This window comes from Microbacterium sp. GbtcB4, assembly GCF_019091465.1.
Lineage (GTDB): Bacteria > Actinomycetota > Actinomycetes > Actinomycetales > Microbacteriaceae > Microbacterium > Microbacterium paraoxydans.
In genome coordinates this window covers 1-325 of record NZ_JAGXJJ010000040.1, presented here as the reverse complement: position 1 = coordinate 325, position 325 = coordinate 1, and the positions used below count along the sequence as shown (strand labels likewise).

At 69.8% G+C, this 325-nt stretch carries 1 pseudogene; it reads left to right on the top strand.

Annotated elements, in window-relative coordinates:
* Positions 1 to 325: pseudogene (locus KVS71_RS17190) on the top strand (AraC family transcriptional regulator); the annotation flags it as partial.

The following is a 325-nucleotide window of genomic DNA, read 5'->3' as shown; positions in this document are numbered from 1 at the left end:
GGGAGACCTCGCCGTCTACGACACCGATCGGCCGTACTCCCTCGTCTTCGTTCAGGACTTCCGCACCATGGTGGTCATGTTCCCGAAGCACCTCATCAGCCTGCCCGCGGACATGATCGGGCTGCTCACGGCCGTCCGCATCTCCGGGCAGGAGGGGCTGGGCGGCATGGTCGTGCCGTACCTGACGCAGCTCGCCGGCAACCTCGACGAGCTCGCCGGCTCGACGGGGGCCCGACTCGCACACAGTGCCCTCGACCCCGTGACCACCGTGTTCACGCGGGAGCACGGCCTCGATCGGGCCTCCGCCGACCCGCATCGCGCCCTC